This window comes from Promicromonospora sukumoe (assembly GCF_014137995.1).
Lineage (GTDB): Bacteria > Actinomycetota > Actinomycetes > Actinomycetales > Cellulomonadaceae > Promicromonospora > Promicromonospora sukumoe.
In genome coordinates, this window is the sequence record NZ_JACGWV010000002.1 from 992,577 (window position 1) to 1,010,504 (window position 17,928).

Here is a 17,928-nt window from a genome sequence, read left to right on the forward strand (position 1 = left end):
TCATGCGCGCAGCCGTCCAGTCGCCCCTGGGCTCGGCGCCCCGGGCGTCGGCCCAGGTTCTAGTCTAGTTCTGTGCCACTGACAATCCCGACACACCTGCTGCCCGCCGACGGCCGTTTCGGCTCAGGACCCTCCAAGGTGCGCCAGGGCCAGGTCGATCATCTCGTGGCGAACGCCCACGTGCTCGGTACCTCACACCGGCAGGCACCCGTGAAAGACCTGGTGCGCCGTATCCGTGAGGGTGTCACGGAGCTGCTCGGCGCGCCCGACGGGTACGAGGTGGCCCTCGGGAACGGCGGCTCGACCGCGTTCTGGGACGTCGCCACGCTCTGCCTCGTGGAGCGCAAGGCGCAGCACGCGTCGTTCGGCGAGTTCGGCGGCAAGTTCGCCACGGCCACGTCGCGCGCGCCCTTCCTCGAGCCGTCCCAGGCGATCACGGCGGAGCCGGGCACGGTGGCCTACCTCCAGCCGGCCGACGACGTCGACACCTACGCCACCCCGCACAACGAGACCTCCACCGGGGCGATGGCGCCCGTGCTGCGCCCGGCCGGCCCGGAGGGCGCCGTCGTCCTGACCGACGCGACGTCCGGCGCCGGCGCGCTGCCGGTGGACCTGAGCCAGACCGACGCCTATTACTTCGCGCCGCAGAAGGCGTTCGCGGCCGACGGCGGCCTGTGGCTCGCCGTGCTGTCCCCCGCGGCGGTCGAGCGAGCCGCCCGGATCGAGGCCTCGGGCCGCTGGGTGCCGGAGTTCCTGTCGCTCACGACGGCGCTCTCCAACTCGCGGCTGGACCAGACGCTCAACACGCCCGCCGTCGCGACCCTGCTGCTGCTGGCCGACCAGGTGGAGTGGCTCCTGGAGCAGGGCGGCCTGAAGTGGTCGGCCGAGCGCTGCGCGACGTCGGCGGAGACCCTCTACTCCTGGGCCGACGCGCGCCCGTGGGCGACGCCGTTCGTGCGGCGCCCGGAGGAGCGGTCCACGGTGGTCGGAACCATCGACCTGGCCGACGAGATCGACGCCGGGCGGGTACTCTCCGAGCTACGCGCCAACGGCGTGCAGGACGTGTTCGCGTACCGGAAGCTCGGGCGCAACCAGCTTCGCGTCGGCATGTTCCCCGCCGTCGAGCCCGACGACGTCGCGGCGCTCACGGAGTGCGTCGACTATCTCGTCGAACGCTTCTGACCAGCCTGATCACGTCCGCAATACCCCTTCGACGGGGACTTCTGCCTATTGTCCGGTACACCAGGAACTCTGTAACGTTTCCGCAACAGAGGGAACCATTCTGAGGGGCTGTTCAACAAGATGCCATTGATCGACCACTTCACCTTCGGGATCGTGACGCCCATCCTGGCGTTCGCGATCTCGTGCACCGGCGCAGCGACGGGTCTTGCGTGCACGTCCCGGGCCCGAGCGGCCTCCGGCGGCGCACGCGCGGCGTGGCTCGTCTTCGGTGCCGTCGCCCTCGGCGGTACCGGGATCTGGGTGATGCATTTTGTCGCCATGCTCGGCTTCTCCGCCTCCGGCGTGACCATTCGGTACAACATCCCCGAAACCCTCCTCAGCGCCGCCATCGCGATCGTCGTGGTCGGCGCAGGCCTGTTCATCACCGAGCTGGGCAAGCGCAAGCTGCCGGCGATGCTCGTCGGCGGCGCACTGGCCGGGGCCGGCGTCGCGGCCATGCACTACATGGGCATGGAAGCCATGGAGATGTCCGCGCAGATCGTCTACAACCCGGTCTACGTCATCGCCTCGGTCGTCATCGCGATCGTGGCCGCCACCGCGGCGCTGTGGTGCACGGTCCACATCCGCGGCACGCTCGCGACCATCGTCGCGACCCTGGTCATGGGGATCGCGGTGACCGGTATGCACTACACCGGCATGGCCGGCGTCTCCGTGGTCAACCCGGTCGACGTCGTCCCGGCGGGCGCCTCCACGATGCAGCTGCTCGTGCCGCTCGTGATGGCCGTCAGCGTCGTGACCTTCCTTCTCATCCTCGGGATCGGCCTGTGGCCCACCGAGGACGAGCTCCGCACCCAGGCCGAGTTCGAGAACCGGCTGAAGGCGCACAGCGAGCAGGGACAGCGGTTCGAGAGCGTGCAGCAGGAGCTGCAGCCGAGCGCCGCACAGTTCGCGCAGACCCACCGCGCGCGCTGACCCCCGCCGCACCGAACGGCCGAGCGCCCGTCCCCCTTCCCCGGGGGCGGGCGCTTCGGCATTCCCACCTGCGGTCTTACCGCCGTCAGAGGGTGGCCGGTGTGACCGCACCCACGTACCGTTAGCAAGGCTAATGATCTAGACTGTTGCGGGTGCCGTCGAGCTCCCGCAGGTCCAGCCGAAGCCCGGCGACCGTCGGGGGCGACCTCCGTGTCGCCCTCACCCGAGTGTCCCGTCGCCTGCGCGCCGAGCGCGGCGAGGCCGACCTCCCCGAGGGGCAGTTCGGGATCCTGACGGTGCTGCACAAGCACGGCGAGATGTCCCCCGGCTCCCTTGCCGAGCACGAGCGCGTGCGTCCGCCGTCGATGACCCGGGCCGTCAACACCCTGGCCGAGCTCGGCCTCGTCGAGAAGGTGGAGCACGCGACCGACAAGCGCCAGGTCGTCGTCCGCCTCACCGCGGCCGGCGAGCGCGAGGTCGCCGAGACCCGGCGTCGGCGCGACGCCTGGCTCACCAAACAGCTGTCCACCCTGACCGTAGAGGAGAGAGAGATCCTTGCAGGTGCCAGCGAGCTCCTGATCCGGATCGCCGCTCGATGAGCGCAACCTTCGCCAGCCTTAAATATCGTAACTATCGTCTCTGGTTCGCCAGCGCTCTCGTCGCCAACATCGGCACCTGGATGCAGCGCGTGGCGCAGGACTGGGTCGTACTGACCGTCCTCACCAACAACTCCGGCGTCGCCGTGGGCATCGTCACCGCGCTGCAGTTCATCCCGCACCTCTTCCTGTCCGCGTGGGCCGGCCTGCTGGCCGACCGCGTCGACCGTCGCAAGCTCCTGATGCTCACGCAGGGCGGCATGGGCGTACTGGGCCTCGGGCTCGGTGCGCTGGTGCTGTCCGGCGCGGCCGAGCTATGGCACGTCTACGTTTTCGCCGGCCTGCTCGGTGTCGTGAGCGCGATCGACGGGCCCGTGCGCCAGACCTTCGTCGCCGAGCTCGTGCCCACCAAGCGGCTCGCGAACGCCGTCGGGCTCAACTCGACGAACTTCAACGCCGCGCGCCTCATCGGCCCCGGCCTGGCGGGCCTGCTCATCGCCGCCGTCGGCACCGGCTGGGTGTTCATCATCAACGGCATCGCGTTCGGGGCCGTGATCCTGGCCCTGACCCGGATGCGCGACCTGCGGGTGCAGCCCACGGCGTCGCGCGCCAAGGGGCAGATCCGCGAGGGCCTGTCCTACATCCGCGGGCGCAGCGACATCGTGGTGATCATGGTCGTCATGGGCGTGGTGTCCACGTTCGGCCTGAACTTCCAGCTCACGTCAGCCATGATGGCGCGCGTCGAGTTCGGGCGGGGAGCCGGTGAGTACGGCATCCTCGGGTCGGTCCTGGCGATCGGCTCGCTCGCGGGCGCCCTGCTCGCGGCCCGCCGGGAGCGGCCGCGCGTGCGGCTCGTGCTCGGTGCGGCGTTCGCGTTCGCGATCGCCATGGGCATCCAGGCCGTCATGCCGACCTACGTGGGCTACCTGATCGTGTGCATCCCCGTCGGGTTCGCGTCGCTCACCATGCTGACGTCGGCCAACGCGGCGATCCAGCTGTCGGTGGCGCCCGAGATGCGCGGCCGCGTCATGTCGATCTACATGATGGTGCTGCTCGGCACCACGCCGCTGGGCTCGCCCGTGGTCGGCTGGATCGGCGAGACCTTCGGCCCGCGGTACGCGGTGCTCATCGGCGCCGTGGCGACGCTGCTGGTCGCGGCGGTCGCGACCGTCTGGGCGTACCGGACCTGGCACGTGCGGGTCCGCGCCCGGCTGTCCCGGACGCACCGCATCCCGCGCCCGTACCTCCAGGTCGACTACCCGCCCCTGGCGGACCCGACCCCGGAGAAGCAGGCGCTGGCGGCGTAGGCCGCGGCCGCGCCGGCCGCTGGTCGCGGCCGGTCGCGCGTCGCGGGTCGCGGGTCGCGGGTCGCGGGTCGCGGGTCGCGGGTCGCGCGCCGCACTTTTCGTTTCCCTACCGAGCAAGCGTCGCCGGGGTCAGGTCGATCAGGGCGCCCGACGCCGCGTACCGGGCCGGCTGCCAGCCGTGGCCGGCGAGCACCTTCGCGATCTTCGCGCCGACGCCGCCCGGCCGGTCGTTGTCCGCCGGCTTGAACCGGAGCATGATCACCTGCCCCGAGGCCAGCAGCTGGTTCTGGCGCGGGGCGTCCCGGACCAGGGCCTGCGCGGTGCTGTGCGGCCCGACGCCGTCGATCTCGACGACGAGCCACCGCCCGTCGGGCAGCCGCCAGACGAGATCCACGCGCGCGACGACGGCACCGTCGACCACGATCCGCGCCTGGAGGTCGTCCGGTGGCACCTCGTTGTCGTGGCACGACAGCCGGGCGGCCGACTCGGCCGGTGACTCCGAGCGGGCGTCGACCAGCCCGAACAGCTCGTGGAGCGGGGCGGCGCCGTGCCGCCGTCGGACCAGGTCGTGCAGCTCGGCGAGACGGGTCGGCGTGAAGCCGTGCCGCCGCGCGAGATCGTCGAGCACGGCGAGGGCGCTCGGTCGCGACAGCCTGGGAAGCGCCTGCGCGGCCGCATGTTCGAGCCGCGCGGCCGTACGGTCGCCGATCGATTCCGTGGGAAAGGGCGGGTAGTCCACGACGACGACGTCGTGCCGGGTCCGTCGCGGTGACCGGTCCTCCCGCGCGACCTCCAGCGGAAAGTCACGCGGCAGCCCCGAGACCCCGTGCAGCACGAGCGCACAGCAGCCGGTGGCGACGGCGTCGTCGCCGTGCACGAGCAGAGCGAACCAGGTGCGCCAGCGGGCGGCATGGTCGAACCAGTCGTCCCTGATCCTGCTGTCCAGCGGCACGGGGTCGGTGTCGTACACGCCGCGTGCGGGGCTGGTCCAGCGACGCTGCCCGACCATGCGCCGTCGGACCTCCCGGCCGATGCCGAGCTCCTCGCACTGGACGGTCGACAGGAGACCGGCCTGCCGCCGCAGCAGCGGCCCGGCGGCCGGCGGGATCACGTAGGTCTTGGGCATGGACCCACCTCACCAGCCCGGACCCCGCGTGGCCGTCGTGCGCCGGCCCACCTGTGCACAACCACCGAAAACAGCCCCCTGTGGTCGCGCTCGCCCGCCGTGATTGCCGTCGAGGCGGTCTCAACCGCTGCCTCCGCGGCCTTCGCCGTCTCCGCGGCCTCCGCTGTCTGCGCGGTCTTCGCTGTGTTCGCTGTGTTCGCTGGCTCCGCGGTCTTCGCCGTATCCGCACTCTCCGCGGCGTTCGCTGGGTTCGATGGCTCCGCGGTCTCCGCCGTATCCGCAGTCTCCGCGACGTTCGCTGAGTTCGCCGTGTTCGCTGTCCCCACGGCGCCCCGCCCAGCTCGCCGCCCCGCCCAGCTCGCCGCCCCGCCGAACTCATCGACCCGCCAAGCTCGTCGGAGCCGCCGCTGTACCGTCGTCGCCCCCAGCCCAACGAGAAGTGCGCTTCTACCCCGTCATTGCGCCCGGAATCACGCTGATTCCGGGCGTGATGACGGGGTAGAAGCGCACCTTCGGATCACGGCCGACGACCGGCCGGGCGGCGTCGGCGCGAAGATCGTGATGGTGCTCGCCGGCCACGGCTGGCAACCGACCCGGTATGCGGCGGCGGGCGCCCCGATCGACCTGACCCCCGGTGTCGCTCTCGCCGTCGGGCAACTGAAAAGTGCGCTTCTACCCAGTCATTGGGCCCGGAATCACGCTGATTCCGGGCGTAATGACGGGGTAGAAGCGCACCTTGCCGCGCGCCCGGCGGAGCCCCGGCGGAACCCCGGCGGAGCCCCGCGCGCCCGGCCCCGCCCCGCGACCGCTGGGGTCAGATGCCTACCGCGGTGCGGATCGGGCCCATCAGGAAGTAGACGAGGAACAGCGCCGCCGCGACCCACAGCAGCGGGTGGACCTGGCGCACCTTGCCGACCGCGAGCTTGAGCAGCACGAACGAGATGACGCCCGCGCCGATGCCGACCGTGATCGAGTACGCGAACGGCATGAGCACCATGGTCAGGAACGCCGGGATGGCGACCTCGAGGTTCTTCCAGTCGATGCCCGTCACCTGGACGACCATGAGGAAACCGACGATCACGAGCGCCGGGGTGGCGGCCTCGTGCGGCACCACCTCGACGAGCGGCGACAGGAACGTGGTCAGCAGGAAGGCGACGCCGGTCGTGACGGCCGCGAGGCCGGTCCGGGCGCCGTCGCCGACGCCGGACGCCGACTCGACGTACGCCGTGTTGGACGACACCGAGCCCATGCCACCCGCGGAGGCGGCGATGGAGTCGACGATCAGGATCTGCTTGGTGCGGGGCGGGTTGCCCTTCTCGTCGAGCAGGCCGGCCTCGCCGCCGATGGCGACCATCGTGCCCATCGTGTCGAAGAAGTCGGCGATGAGCAGCGTGAACACCAGCAGGACCACGGCGAGCAGGCCGATCTTCTCGATCGACCCGAAGAGCGAGAACTGGCCGATCAGCGAGAAGTCGGGCAGCGCCACGATGGAGTCGGGCAGCGCGGGGACGTTGAGCGACCAGCCGCCCGGGTTGTCCTCGCTGCGCCCGCCGATCCTTCCGACGGCCTCGATGACCACGGCGAGCACCGTCGACGAGATGATCGCGATGAGGATGGCGCCCCGCACCTTGCGCACCATCAGGACGGCGGCCAGCAGCACGCCGAACGCGAAGACGAACAGCGGCCAGGCGCCGAGCGAGCCGCCCATGCCGAGCTCCGTCGGCGTCGCCAAGGAGGCGGGGATGCGCACGAACCCGGCGTCGTACACGCCGATGAAGGTGATGAACAGGCCGATGCCCACGCTGATCGCGATCTTGAGCTCGCGGGGCACGGCCTTGAACACGGCCTCCCGGAAGCCGGTGACCACCAGGATCAGGATGACGATGCCTTCCAGCACCACGATGCCCATGGCGTCGGCCCAGGTCATCCCGGGCAGGGCCGCGACGGAGAACGCGACGACGGCGTTCAGGCCGAGCCCGGCCGCGAGCGCCAGCGGGAAGTTCGCGACGAGTCCCATGAGGATCGACATGACGCCGGCGACCAGGGCGGTCGCGGCGGCGATCGCCGCCAGGTCGCCGCCCTGGGAGTCGCCGCCGAGGAACTGCCCGGTCCCGTCGGGCACGGTGCCGAGGATGAGGGGGTTGAGCACCACGATGTAGCTCATCGTGAAGAAGGTGACGAGGCCGCCGCGCACCTCCGTCCACACCGTCGACCCGCGTTCGCTGATCTTGAAGAACCGGTCGACGGCGCCACGCGCCTGGGCCTGGTCGTGAGCCATGGTCCGATGTACCCCTTCGTTACCTGGTGTTGCCCGGTGAAGTACCGCGCACCGCAGTCTGGAGCATCTTCTCCACGGCGCGCACCTGGGTCAGCACGTATTCGGCGCTGAGGTGGTGGAAGTCACGGTAGACGGGGTGACTGACATCGCCGACGTGGCAGGTCTGTGTGTCGCAGGTCTCCGACCAGAGGCCGTCCCACGTCGTCACGCCGTGCTTCTCCCAGATGCCGGCACTGATGTCGGGCAGGTCGCCGTTGGAGCGCTCGGCGTCGGCGCGCGCCATGCCGCAGTCGCCGAGCCCGGGCCAGGGGCGGGTGAGGCATTCGAGCGGGTCGACGTCGAGCCGGGGGTTGTCCTTGACGGCCACCACGGCGGAGGACACGTCGGTGAGGTGGGCGAACAACGCGTCGTTGGCCTGCTCCCAGGTGCTGTTCGCCTCGTCCTCGGACATCAGGCTGCCGTCGGCGTGCAGCATGCGGTCGCCGTAGATGTGGGCCTGGCTGATCACGACGACGTCGGGCCGCAGGTCGTCGACGACGCGCAGGGACTCGGCCTGGAAGCCGGAGCAGGAACCGCGGTCGGTGGGCTGCTCGACGTCGACCTCGGCGGCGGGGCAGCCGTGCCGCCAGCGGACGGCGAGACGCAGGCCGGCGTCGGTCGCGGCGGCGTCGAACGCGGGGATCCAGTGCATGGTGTGGGAGTCGCCGAGCAGCAGCACGGTGGTGGTCGAGGTGACGTCGCCGAGAAGGCAGACCTCGGTGCCCGTCGTCGTCTCGGTGGTGTCGGTGCACCCGTAGGACGCGGGCTGGGCCCGGGTCTCGACCGCGGTGGCATAGGGCTCACGCTCCAGGACCGCGCTGGTCGCGGCCCTGGTGCCCAGGGTGATGCCGCCCACGGCGAGCCCGATCACCAGGGTCACCGCCGCGGTGCGGCGCCAGGACCGCATCGCGCCGCTGAACCGGATCGGGTTCTCGACCCAGCGGTAGGTCGCGAACGCGGCGCCGAGGGCGGCGAGCGAGGCGAGCACCTTGATCCAGATCGCGTCGTCCTGCACGGCGGCCGCGGTGAGCACGACGAACGGCCAGTGCCAGAGGTACCAGGAGTAGGAGACGTCGCCGAGCCGCTGCAGCACCGGGAGGTCGAGCACGCGGTCCACCCAGGTGCCGGGCGCCGACACGCTGCCCGCGGCGAGGACCAGCAGCGCGCCGCCCACGGGCAGCAGCGCGACCGTGCCGGGGAACGGGTCGGTCTCGTGCACGAACGCGAACGAGAGCGCGAGCAGCACGAACCCAGCGGTGCCGAGCAGTGCCCGGAGCAGGGTGGGCCGCAGGCGGGAGCGTTCGGCGAGGCGGCCCCACGGCAGGGTCGCCACGAGGGCGGCGCCCGCGAACTCCCAGGCCCGGGTGGGCAGGATGTAGAAGGCCCAGTCGGGCACGGTCGCCGTGAGCCAGGCCGACGTCGCGAGCGAGACCACGAAGGTGCCCGCGAACAGGAGCTGCAGCATGCGGCGCGCCGGGACGCGGGTGCGCCGGGCCACGGCGACGGCCAGCAGGATCAGCAGCGGCCAGAAGATATAGAACTGCTCCTCGATGCCGAGCGACCAGGTGTGCAGGTACGGGCTCGGCGTGACGGAGTCGGAGAAGTAGTCCTGCCCCTGGTACGGGAACAGCAGGTTGGAGACGAAGAGCATGGCCGACGCGCCGTGCCAGGCGAGGCGCCCCCAGACCAGGGGCGACAGGATCAGCAGGCACGCGACCAGCGTGACCGTCACGACCAGCGCGAGGGCCGGCACGAGGCGGCGCATGCGGCGGGTCCAGAACTCGACGAGGTCCACGCTCCCGCTGCGGTCCACCTCGCGCAGCAGCAGCGAGCTGATGAGGTAGCCGGAGATCACGTAGAAGACGTCGACGCCGGTGAATCCCCCGGGGATCGCGATCCCCGCGTGGTAGACGACGACGGCGAGCACGGCGATCGCGCGCAGACCGTTGATGTCGGTGCGGAACGTGTGTCCGGTGCCGGGTGCGGCGGGTGCCTGGCCTGCCCCTCCATGGGGCTCCGAGGCTGGTCCGGATGGTCGGTCGACGGCGGTAGCAGTCGCCTGCGCCATTTTTCTCCTGCGGTCGTTCCGGGCTGGGGCTTCGTGCGCGCGTCACACCATAACGGGCACGACGGGTCCGGTTGCCCCGGTGACGGGGAGGGTGTGGGGAGACTGTCTGCCGGTGTCCGGGAGTCCGTCAGTCGATGAACAGGTGGGCGCAGACCAGCACGGGCGAGGTGGGGGTACCGCCGTCGGGCACACAGCCGATCGCGCCGCGCCGCAGCTCCCCGCTGACGAGGTTCTCCAGGTGCGTCGGGGAGTCGATCCACGCCTGCACCACGTCCTGCGGCGCCTCGGGTCCGCGGCTCAGGTTCTCGGCGACGAGGCCGCCGGGGCAGGCCTCCCGCACGGGCGGCAGCGGGGCGTGGGTGAGCTCGGCGGCACCGACCAGCGCCTGCGCCCGCTCGACCGCGATGGGCCGGAGGCACTCCTCGTGCTCCAGCGCGTCCACGCCCACCTGGACGCGGGCCGCGTTCACGCCGTCCTCCAGGGCCGCCGCGTACGCCGCCGGGTCGGCGAGGTCCACGTCGCCCGGGGCGGTCCAGGTCGCCTGGGGCGTCGCCGTCAGCAACGGGGTGCCGTTCCGCCCGGGGAGCGTCGTGCAGGCCGTGAGCAGCGCACCGGCGGTCACGAGCGTGACGGCGAGGCGGATCGGGTGATGGGGCACGACGCCGATTCGACACCACCGGCGGGCCGTTCACAAGCCCCGGTCGCACTCTCGGACCAGGGCGGACGCCGGATCAGGCCAGGAACACGTGCGCGCAGATCATCACCGGCGCGGCGGGGTCTCCGCCGTCGGGCACGCAGGCGATGGCGCCGCGCGTCAGGTCGCCGTTCAGGATGTTCGCGCGGTGGCCCTCGGAATCCATCCAGCCCTGCGCGGCCTCGGCCGGCGTCCACCCGCCCTTGGCCAGGTTCTCCGCGACCGCGGAGGTGGGGCAGAGGTCGAAGATCGGCCCGAGCGGCGCGTGCGCCAGCTCCTGCCCGATCAGCGCCTGCGCCCGCTCCAGCGCGACGTCGTACGCGCAGTCGTCGTGGGCCAGGGCCGCCAGGCCGTTCGCGGTGCGGTGGCCGTTGACGGCCTCCTCCAGCGCCTGGGCGTACTGCACGGAGTCCGTCAGGTCGGGCGCGCCCGCGCCACCTCCGCCGCCCGTGCCACCGCCGGCCCCGGTTCCCGAGCCGCCGCCGTTCCCGCCCTCGGAACCCGAGCCGCCTCCGGAACCCTGGGCGGCCTCGTCATCACCGCCCGGCGAGGGCGACTCGCTGGGCGCCGCCTGCACGTCCACCGCCGCGGACTCCTGGACGTGCTCCCCGGAGATGGCCCCCACGGAGGTGGGGTCGGCGGACGGCGCGTGCTCGACCGGCATCGCCACGCTGACCACGCCCGGCGCGATCCCGGGCGCCGGCATCGGCTCGGCTCCGGTGTCCAGCAGCCCGGCGCACGCCGTCAGGGAGGCACTCACCCCGACGGCCAGCGCCACCCGGGCCAGCACCCCGGCGCGTGGCACACCACCGCCCGGCAGTCGGCGGGCGGGGGCCCTGCGCGGGGCGCGCCCGGGCTGAGCCACGGACGACGTCGGACGGGGTGCTGGGGACACAAGCCGGGACAATACCGGCAATCACGATGATGTGGAACGCCTGAAAAGTCTTATCCATCCGGGTGATATTCCGGAACACACCGCCCTCTCCGGCGCAGGTCGGTAACCCACCCGAAGAAAACATAGATCCGCATATTGTGGTGATCGGACGATTCAGGTCGCACTCGGTGAATTCATCGCATATTTTTGCGAGGCACCAGCGACCAATTCCCCAGTCGAGCAGCCGAGGTTCTCCCACATGTCCGGAACGAGCACGAGCGGTGCGCCCTGGAACGGCCACCGCCTCGCCTTCGTGGGTGGTCTTCATCGCAGCGGTACCGCCCTTGTCGCCCGCATTCTGAGCTCCAGCCCTGACGCCTCCGGACTCACCGGAACGGGTGCCGCCCTGGACGAGGGACAACACATTCAGGACGCATATGTCGGGAGCCTGGGTAATACATCCCAATGGTCCTTTCATCCGCAGGCGCACCTGACCGAAGAAGACGCACAACGCACTCCGGACGCGGGTGCCCGGCTCTGGGAGAGCTGGTCCCCGTACTGGGACCTGGAGCGCACGGTGCTCGTCGAGAAGTCCCCGCCGAACCTGACCAAGATGCGCTACCTCCAGGAGCTCTTCCCGGGCGCGCGCTTCGTGGTCGTCACCCGGCACCCCGTGGTCCAGGCGCTGGCCGTGCGCAAGTGGGCCACCCGCACGCGCGGCCGGTTCACCTACGGCTTCCCCCGCCTGATCGAGCACTGGGTGCACGCGCACGACGTCTTCGCCCAGGACGCGCTGCACATCGAGAACCTGCTCGTGCTGCGGTACGAGCACCTGATGCGCGAGCCGGCGCGCGAGCTCGACCGCCTCGCGCAGTTCCTGGACCTGGAGCTCCGCGGGAGCCGCGTCCGCACCGCCGACGGGGACCGCACCAGCCGGTACGCCGAGCTCTGGGAGACCGGCGGCCGCGCCCAGCTCGGGGGCCGCGTGCGGCACCACCTCGCGCACCTCGGGTCCCGGCGGGGCACGCCCCGGGGCGACCTGGTCCGCGACGTCACCGACGTCGCCCTGCTCCCCCGCTACCGGAGCGTCCTCGGCGAGCACCTCGGGGAACGCATCAGCGCCCACGGCTACGACCTGGACGTGCTGGACCGGGCGGCCCCCTGGGCCCCCTCCCGGCTCGGCCCGACGGCGGACGCCCGATGACCGCCGGCCCCCGCGTCGTCTACGTCACCGGCCCCGCCCGCAGCGGCACGAGCACGCTCACCGGGGCGCTGCGCCAGTTCGGGCTCCGGGTGCCGCGGCCGGAGGTCGAGCCGGACCTCTCGAACCCGCGCCGGCCCTCGGAGTCCCGCTGGGTGGTCGACCTGCACGACGCCCTGCTGCAGGCCGCCGACGTGCAGGTGGCGGACCCGCGCCCCCTCGCCTGGCACCTCGTCGACCGCGCGGGCACCGAGGCGGAGGCACGGGCCGGGATCGCGGCCTGGATCGCCGCCCGGACCGCCGAGCACGGCGACCTGGTGATCAAGGACCCGCGGCTGCTCTGGTTCCTCGGGCACTGGCAGGCGGCGGCGGCCGCCGCGGGCGCCGTGCCGTCGTGCATCACCACGCTGCGCCCGCCCGCGGAGGTGGTCGGCAGCCTGGTCTCCGACACCCGCGACCAGGTGGTGGAGCGCCTGGCCGGGTGGGTCAACCTCATGCTCGGCACCGAGCTCGCCACACGGGCGACACCGCGGGCCTTCGTGCGCTACTGGGACCTGATCCACGACTGGGACGGCCCGGTGTTCGACGCCGCCACGGCGCTCGACCTGCCGATGGTCGACCCGCGCGACAAGGGCGCCGTCGAACGGGTGGACGCGTTCATCGACCACACGCTGCACCGGGTCGAGGTCACCTGGGACGACATGCCGGTACCGGGGCCGCTGCGCGCGCTGGCGGACGACACCTGGGCCGCCCTCGACGCCCTTCCCGAGCACGACGACGACGTGACCCGCGCCGAGCTCGACCGGCTCCGCGCGCTGTACCCGTACGTCCATCGGAAGGTGACGACGTCCCCCGCGCGCCGGATCGCGCGCATCGTGCCGCCGGCGGCGGTCCCGCCGTCGGTCCGGAACGGGATGACGGGCGCGCTCCGGCGCTCCCCGTTCGCGGGCTGAGCCGTACACTGGCGGCGTGCCAACGATCCGTACCCTGCTGGCCCACCCCGAGGAGCGTCGGCCCAGCCCACCGGCCCCGCACGCCGATCTCTTCCGCGTGCTCGGCGTGGGTATCGGGATGTTCGCGGTCGGCCTGATCGTGGCGCTGATCCTGCTCATGACCGGACGCGGCGGCGTCGAGACCGTCGCGATCTGCGGCACCGGCATCGTGCTCGGCGGGCTCGGCCTGCTCTGGGCCCGCCGCCACCGCTAGGGCGGCCGGGCCTCAGCCCCAGGCGCGCTCCGCGTCGAGCGCCTCGGCGCGGCCGGGGTCGCGCAGGACCGCCTCCAGCAGCAGGGCGTCCGCCCCGGTGAGCTCGGCCAGCGCCCGCGCCAGGCCCTCGGGCGAGACGGCGTGCGCGACAGCGCCTTCCCCTTCGACCGTGGTCACCCACCACGCGACGCCTCTGCCCTCCACGGTCAGCGTCGTGTGGCGGCGCCAGGTCGCCGGCGCGCCCGGCACGACGGCGCGGACCCGCGGGTCGAGCTCCGCAGGCTCCCCCGGCTCGTCCGGGCCGACGTCGGAGCCGCCCTCCAGCGGCAGGTCGAGCAGGTCGGCGAGGGCCCCGGCGACGTCGGCCGGTGCCGGGACCACCGGGCCGAGCTGGGCCCACCGGGGCGACGCGGCGACGGCGAGGTCGTCCGTGCGCTCCACCGTGATGCCCGCCGGGCCGAGCGCGGGCAGCCGGGGTGGGGCGATCCCCGGGCCGTCGGCCCGGGCGAGCGCCGCGAGTCCCGCCCAGACGGCGCGCGCGACGTCGGCGCGTACCCGCCCGGCCGAGCCGGACTCGGCGTCGGGCAGCCCCTCCAGGACCGTCGGCCAGTCGCGTCCGGGCAGGTCAGCCAGGTTGTGCAGGCCGCCGAGCGCGACCAGCAGATCGGCGTCCAGCCCCGCGGTCTCGGGCGGGGCAGGCGGCAGGAGGGGGACGTCCCCGAGCGCGAACGGCGCGCCGAGCCGGCGCCGGAGGAACCACGCCGTGTACGACACGGCCTGCCGGTCCGGGGCGTCGGGCGAGCGCACGGGCGTCAGCAGGGCGCGGCGCAGGTCGGGGTCGGCGGCGACCCGGGCGAGCCCCGCGGCGAGCCGGCTCTGCTCGGGCTCGGTGCCCGCGACGTCCGTCAGGGCGTCGAGGTCGAGTACCGCCGCCACGTCACCGACCCACGCGCCCGCGCCGAGCTCGTCCGCGAGGAGGTCGAGGTACTCGTCCCAGTCGGCGAGCCACCCGGCGGGGTCGTCGGGTCCGTAGTCGGCGTCGTCGTCCCCATCGGGTGTCACGACGTCGGACACGCGGTAGACGCACAGGCCGGCGTGCGCGCCGGCGGCTTCGAGCGTGTCACCGCCCCAGCGCTCGACGACGCCGTCGTGCACGGGGGCCAGGTCCAGGTGCCGGGCCGCCCAGGTGCCGGGCAGCGCGGTCTCGCGCAGGGGCGCGACGGCGCCGTCCGCCACGACGGGCAGCTCGCCCAGCCAGAACGGGAGGTCGCCCGGACCGGACGCCGCGACGGCGAGCCGCACCAGTTCCAGCACCGCCGACACCGTCGCGGCGGGGCCGTCGTCGGGACCGGGGCCGGCCTCGGGACCGGGGCCGCCGTCGGGCCCGCCGTCGTCGGGCGCGGACGACGGCCGGGCGGACAGGACGGCGGCGAGGTGTTCGGCGTCGCCGTCGTCCAGCACGTCCTCCGCAGCGCCGAGCGCCGCCGACCGGACCCCGGCGTCCGCGAGCAGCCCACGCGGCGTGGTGGGTACGGCGCCGACCCGCTCCAGCACGGGGTGGACGACGTCGGGGTGGACCACCCGGACGCCGAGCGCGCGGGCGATCCCGGCGAGCCACGGGGTGTCGAGCAGCACGGTCCCGCGGGCGCCGCGGGTCACGCGGCCGTCCGCGAGCGGCAGCGGCATGCCGGCGACGGCCTCGAGCACGGTCGGCTCCCCGGCGTGCGGCGCGAGGGCGTCGAGCGCCGCGTGCACGGCGTCGGGCTCGGGCGGCAGCGCCTCGACCAGGTCGGCGAGGTCGACGGCGTCCGCCCCGAGCGACCGCACGAGGGCCTGGTACCGCACGGGGACCGTGACCAGAGACCTGGGGGCGCCGGGCGCGAGCGCGCGGGCGAGCTCCGGTTCCTCGCCGAGCGGACCCGCGACGAAGGCAGCGTCCCGCGGTGCGACGGGTGCATCGGCCTCGCTCGGGCGGAGCAGCGGGGTGTCGCGGAGGGCTTGGGCGGCGGACGCGCGGATCGCGGCGTCGACCTCGCCCGCAGGGAGCCCGGCGGGGACCAGGCCGAGGAGGTCCGGCGCCGCGGTTCCGCTGGGCGCTGGGCCGGGGTCGCCGGTCGCGCCGGCGGTGGGGTCGCTCGTCGGCAGCCCGCCGGTCAGCGTGTCGCCGTCCGGGGACCCGGCCGCGAGCTCGCCCAGGAACGCGGCGTACGCGCGGCCGGCCTCGGCGGCCACGCGGTCCGACGTCGGCCCCGGGAGCACGCCCCGCCGCCCCGGGTCGACCGGGAACGACGCGATCAGGAGTGCCGGAAAGGTGAGCCGGACGTCGGTGGGGGTCGGCGCGTGCAGCGTCGACGCAGTCCACGTCGGTGCGTTCGACGTCGGACCTGCCGCCGCGAGGCCTGCTGCCGCGAAACCTCCCGCAGCAGAGCGGCCCGGGACGGGCAGCGCCCAGAGCACCGACCAGTCCGGGCGCCGGGCCTCCGACGGCAGCGAGCCGTCCGGCTCCAGCGCCCCGGAGGACCGGTGCACGCGCCAGCGGGTCGCCACGTCACGCAGCACCCGCGGGGTCGCGTGCGGCACCGCGTCGCCGAGGTCAGAACCCGGCTGACCTGCGTAGTCGTCCTCGATCACCAGCTCGTCGAGGGCGGGCAGGGCGAGCAGCAGACCGTCGTCGACGGCCGCGAGCTGGGCGCGCACGGCGGCGACCGCCGCGTCGTCGCGCAGCCGGAGCTCGACCACGGTGTCGGGCTCCTCGGGAGTGGTCCCGGACGCCGGGAAGGGCAGCCGCAGCACGGGCAGCGCCCCGCCGCGCCGCTCCGCCTCGCCCACGAGCCGGCCCGCAGCCTCTCCCCCGGCCCCGCCCGAGGCTGCGAGATCGGTCGGCTGCGCTGAGACCGGTCCGACGTCGGACCGGTCTCGATGCAAGGGACCGGTCTCATTGCCGTCAGCGCCGTGCCCCAGCCCAGGTGCCAGTCCCAGGGCCTCGCGCGTGGCCGCCAGCGAGAAGCGCACGCCGCCGTCGCGGGAGCGCACCAGGATCTCGTCCGACACGGACCGGACCGCGGCGAACCCGACCCCGAACCGCCCCACGACGCCGTGCGACCCCGACACCGGCTCCGAGCCGGCACCGGAACCAGAGCCAGAGTCGGAACCGGAACCGGAACCCGCGGACCCGGACTTCGCGGACGCCCGCAGCGAGGCCAGCGAGGCGACCCCGCCGGCGTCGAGCGCCGCGCCCGTGTTGGCGGCCACCAGCCACCAGCCGGCATCGGAGCCACCCGGGTCGTCAGAGCCATACCCGTCGTCGCCCGCGAACCCCCGAGGCTCCAGCGTCAGCATCAGCCGGCCCGGCACCCCGGCGCGCGCGGCGGCGTCGGCCGCGTTCTGCGCCAGCTCCACGACCACCCGGTCGCGGTACCAGCCGCGCGCGTGGTCCTCCTCGGAGTTCGCGTCCTCGCGGAACCGCGTCGGCGACGCGAGCCACGCCTCGGTCACCGCGCGCCGCAGCGCGCCGGTGCCGAAGGGGTCGTGGGTCACGCGGAGGGTTCGCCCCCGGCGGCCTCCGGCGCCTCGTCCGCGGTGGCCACGGGCTCGATCTCGTTCTCGTCGATCAGGGGGGCCGGCGCGGGCCAGTCGGTCGGGTGCGCCTCGACGTCGGTCTCCGAGTGGGCGCCGCAGCCGTGGTCGAGCGAGACCACCTTGCCGTCGTCGGGCGACCATTCGTTGGCGCACACCCCGAAGAGCTGGCCCATCGGGCCGGACAGCGGGATGAGGAACGCGCAGTCCGTGCACTCGGCGGCCGCCGCCACGGAACCCGCGGACGTGGGGCCGCGCGAACCGCGGTACCAGCGCTCCGCGGCCTCGGCGCGGCCCTGCGGCGACAGCACGCGGGTGCGGGCGAGCGCCAGCTCGTCGATCGCCACCTCGTCGACCTCGGGGTCGCCGGTGGCGGTGTAGCCGGGCTCGAGCCGCGGGTCGTCGGCGCGGAACGGCAGCACGTCGCCGGGGCCGACGTCGCCCGGGCGCAGGCGCTCGGACCACGGGAGCCAGGCCGGCGCGAGGATCGCCTCGTCGCCGGGCAGCAGCTCGACCTCGCTGATCGTGGCGGCCCGGCCACGCGGCACGCGCGTGACGGTGACCGTCCAGTGCCAGCCGCGGTACCCCCGCATGGTCGCGGCGAAGCGGTGCGAGACCACCCGCTCGTCCTCGAAGAAGGTGCCGAGGTGCTCCCCGACGTCGTCGGGCCGCTCGGCGACCTCCTGCGCTGCGGCGCGCGCGAGATCCGCGGCGCCGTTCAGCACGGCGTCACGGCTGGAGCGTGCGGCGACCCGCCGGGTAGGCGTTCGTGTGGCGGGCGCGGTGATCGTCACCATGTTCCTCGGGAC

At 73.5% G+C, this 17,928-nt stretch carries 15 protein-coding genes; 7 read left to right on the top strand and 8 right to left on the bottom strand.

Annotation, left to right across the window (positions count from 1 at the left end; translation table 11 throughout):
• The first annotated feature begins 78 nt into the window (after window positions 1-78).
• From serC to FHX71_RS21500, 4 genes are all read left to right on the top strand, one after another.
• Window positions 79-1,182 (top strand): phosphoserine transaminase, encoded by a 1,104-nt coding sequence (serC, locus tag FHX71_RS21485; RefSeq protein WP_220490398.1) that lies wholly within the window; start codon window positions 79-81, stop codon window positions 1,180-1,182.
• A 120-nt stretch (window positions 1,183-1,302) separates the two neighbouring features.
• Window positions 1,303-2,154 (top strand): MHYT domain-containing protein, encoded by an 852-nt coding sequence (locus tag FHX71_RS21490; protein WP_246403363.1) that lies wholly within the window; start codon window positions 1,303-1,305, stop codon window positions 2,152-2,154.
• A 227-nt stretch (window positions 2,155-2,381) separates the two neighbouring features.
• Window positions 2,382-2,753, top strand: a complete 372-nt coding sequence (locus FHX71_RS21495; protein ID WP_312877164.1) for a MarR family winged helix-turn-helix transcriptional regulator — start codon at window positions 2,382-2,384, stop codon at window positions 2,751-2,753.
• Window positions 2,750-4,057 (top strand): MFS transporter, encoded by a 1,308-nt coding sequence (locus FHX71_RS21500; RefSeq protein ID WP_182619465.1) that lies wholly within the window; start codon window positions 2,750-2,752, stop codon window positions 4,055-4,057. The genes FHX71_RS21495 and FHX71_RS21500 overlap by 4 nt, the downstream gene beginning before the upstream one ends.
• Before the next feature lie 106 nt (window positions 4,058-4,163).
• Here FHX71_RS21500 and FHX71_RS21505 read toward each other — a convergent pair whose 3' ends face one another.
• The 6 genes from FHX71_RS21505 to FHX71_RS21525 all read right to left on the bottom strand — a co-directional run bounded on the left by FHX71_RS21505 (window position 4,164) and on the right by FHX71_RS21525 (window position 11,157).
• On the bottom strand, window positions 4,164-5,183 hold the full coding sequence (locus tag FHX71_RS21505; RefSeq protein ID WP_182619466.1) for a putative endonuclease domain-containing protein: 1,020 nt from the start codon (window positions 5,181-5,183) through the stop codon (window positions 4,164-4,166).
• A 447-nt stretch (window positions 5,184-5,630) separates the two neighbouring features.
• Complete coding sequence (locus tag FHX71_RS29810) at window positions 5,631-5,762, bottom strand: hypothetical protein (RefSeq protein WP_281383866.1); 132 nt, start codon at window positions 5,760-5,762, stop codon at window positions 5,631-5,633.
• A gap of 235 nt (window positions 5,763-5,997) precedes the next feature.
• Window positions 5,998-7,461, bottom strand: a complete 1,464-nt coding sequence (locus FHX71_RS21510) for an NCS2 family permease (RefSeq protein WP_182619467.1) — start codon at window positions 7,459-7,461, stop codon at window positions 5,998-6,000.
• Between the two features lie 19 nt (window positions 7,462-7,480).
• A complete protein-coding gene (locus tag FHX71_RS21515; protein ID WP_182619468.1) occupies window positions 7,481-9,568 on the bottom strand; it encodes an acyltransferase family protein in 2,088 nt (695 codons plus the stop codon).
• A gap of 127 nt (window positions 9,569-9,695) precedes the next feature.
• The gene (locus tag FHX71_RS21520) at window positions 9,696-10,226 is read right to left on the bottom strand and encodes a CAP domain-containing protein (protein WP_182619469.1); all 531 of its coding nucleotides are present in this window, start codon (window positions 10,224-10,226) and stop codon (window positions 9,696-9,698) included.
• Between the two features lie 73 nt (window positions 10,227-10,299).
• Window positions 10,300-11,157, bottom strand: a complete 858-nt coding sequence (locus FHX71_RS21525; RefSeq protein WP_182619470.1) for a CAP domain-containing protein — start codon at window positions 11,155-11,157, stop codon at window positions 10,300-10,302.
• Between the two features lie 238 nt (window positions 11,158-11,395).
• On the opposite strand from FHX71_RS21525, the gene FHX71_RS21530 reads away from it, so the two are divergent.
• The 3 genes from FHX71_RS21530 to FHX71_RS21540 are packed head-to-tail and all read left to right on the top strand — an operon-like array spanning window position 11,396 to window position 13,543.
• On the top strand, window positions 11,396-12,340 hold the full coding sequence (locus FHX71_RS21530; RefSeq protein WP_182619471.1) for a sulfotransferase family protein: 945 nt from the start codon (window positions 11,396-11,398) through the stop codon (window positions 12,338-12,340).
• Window positions 12,337-13,290 (top strand): sulfotransferase family protein, encoded by a 954-nt coding sequence (locus FHX71_RS21535; RefSeq protein ID WP_182619472.1) that lies wholly within the window; start codon window positions 12,337-12,339, stop codon window positions 13,288-13,290. Before FHX71_RS21530 ends, FHX71_RS21535 begins: the two co-directional genes overlap by 4 nt.
• A gap of 16 nt (window positions 13,291-13,306) precedes the next feature.
• Window positions 13,307-13,543 carry a DUF2530 domain-containing protein gene (locus FHX71_RS21540; protein ID WP_312877165.1) on the top strand — a complete coding sequence of 79 codons (237 nt, stop codon included), beginning with the start codon at window positions 13,307-13,309 and terminating at the stop codon, window positions 13,541-13,543.
• Window positions 13,544-13,555: 12 nt separating this feature from the next.
• On the opposite strand, the gene FHX71_RS28870 is transcribed toward FHX71_RS21540, so the two are convergent.
• A complete protein-coding gene (locus FHX71_RS28870; RefSeq protein WP_220490232.1) occupies window positions 13,556-17,080 on the bottom strand; it encodes an ATP-binding protein in 3,525 nt (1,174 codons plus the stop codon).
• Window positions 17,077-17,916, bottom strand: a complete 840-nt coding sequence (locus FHX71_RS21550) for a DUF3027 domain-containing protein (protein ID WP_182619473.1) — start codon at window positions 17,914-17,916, stop codon at window positions 17,077-17,079. The genes FHX71_RS28870 and FHX71_RS21550 overlap by 4 nt, the downstream gene beginning before the upstream one ends.
• Window positions 17,917-17,928: the final 12 nt, after the last annotated feature.

Coding starts and splice junctions, on each gene's coding strand:
- FHX71_RS21490 (WP_246403363.1), top strand. CDS start 1,303: ATGCCATTGATCGACCACTTCACCTTCGGGATCGTGACGCCCATCCTG.
- FHX71_RS21510 (WP_182619467.1), bottom strand. CDS start 7,461: ATGGCTCACGACCAGGCCCAGGCGCGTGGCGCCGTCGACCGGTTCTTC.
- FHX71_RS21515 (WP_182619468.1), bottom strand. CDS start 9,568: ATGGCGCAGGCGACTGCTACCGCCGTCGACCGACCATCCGGACCAGCC.
- FHX71_RS21535 (WP_182619472.1), top strand. CDS start 12,337: ATGACCGCCGGCCCCCGCGTCGTCTACGTCACCGGCCCCGCCCGCAGC.
- FHX71_RS21505 (WP_182619466.1), bottom strand. CDS start 5,183: ATGCCCAAGACCTACGTGATCCCGCCGGCCGCCGGGCCGCTGCTGCGG.
- FHX71_RS21550 (WP_182619473.1), bottom strand. CDS start 17,916: ATGGTGACGATCACCGCGCCCGCCACACGAACGCCTACCCGGCGGGTC.
- FHX71_RS21530 (WP_182619471.1), top strand. CDS start 11,396: ATGTCCGGAACGAGCACGAGCGGTGCGCCCTGGAACGGCCACCGCCTC.
- FHX71_RS21500 (WP_182619465.1), top strand. CDS start 2,750: ATGAGCGCAACCTTCGCCAGCCTTAAATATCGTAACTATCGTCTCTGG.